The sequence below is a fragment of the Azospirillum sp. B4 genome (assembly GCF_000333275.1).
In the GTDB taxonomy this organism is placed as follows: Bacteria; Pseudomonadota; Alphaproteobacteria; order Azospirillales; family Azospirillaceae; genus Nitrospirillum.
This window is the reverse complement of the sequence record NZ_BACU01000250.1, coordinates 1-598: the sequence shown is the minus strand read 5'-3', so window position 1 is coordinate 598 and position 598 is coordinate 1. Positions and strand designations below refer to the sequence as shown.

Annotated in this window: 1 protein-coding gene; it reads right to left on the bottom strand. The window is 66.1% G+C overall.

Features of this window, described 5'->3' with window-relative positions; translation table 11 throughout:
* Positions 1-242 precede the first annotated feature (242 nt).
* Positions 243-598, bottom strand: a 356-nt coding sequence (gene tsf / locus I55_RS10585; RefSeq protein WP_044560514.1) for a translation elongation factor Ts, incomplete at its 5' end; no start/stop codon positions are given.

Sequence of the window (598 nt, the reverse complement as noted above, 5' to 3'; positions counted from 1 at the left end):
CACGGTGGAGCCCGAAGCCGGAGCGGACTCGAAGGACACACGGGGAATGGCGACGCCGGTGATGGTGCTGGCGGCCACTCTATCATCAGGGACTATCAGAAACATCGCCGCCCGGAATTGACACCGAAATGGCGCAAGGCGTGGGCGGCGGGACGGCGCCGGCCGCGAATGGCGGACGCCCTCAAGAAACCGGCGCGTCCATCGCTGGACGCGCCGGGTTCAAAACACACTGCCGGTAAGGCTTAGCGCGCCATCGAGGCCACTTCGGCCGCGAAATCGCTCTCTTCCTTCTCGATGCCGTCGCCCAGCACGAAGCGGACGAAGCCGGTCAGCTTCACCGGGGCGCCAACCGTCTTGGCGGCATTCTCGACCACCTTACGGATCTTGGTCTCCTGGTCGATGACGTAGGTCTGCTCCAGCAGCACCACTTCCTCGTAGTACTTGCGCAGGCGGCCTTCGACCATCTTGGCGATGATCTCTTCGGCCTTGCCGGAGGCGCGGGCCTGGTCGGCCAGCACGTTGCGCTCGCGATCGAGGGCGGCGGTGTCGACGTCGGCGATGTCCAGGGCTTCCGGACGGGCGGCGGCGATGTGCATGG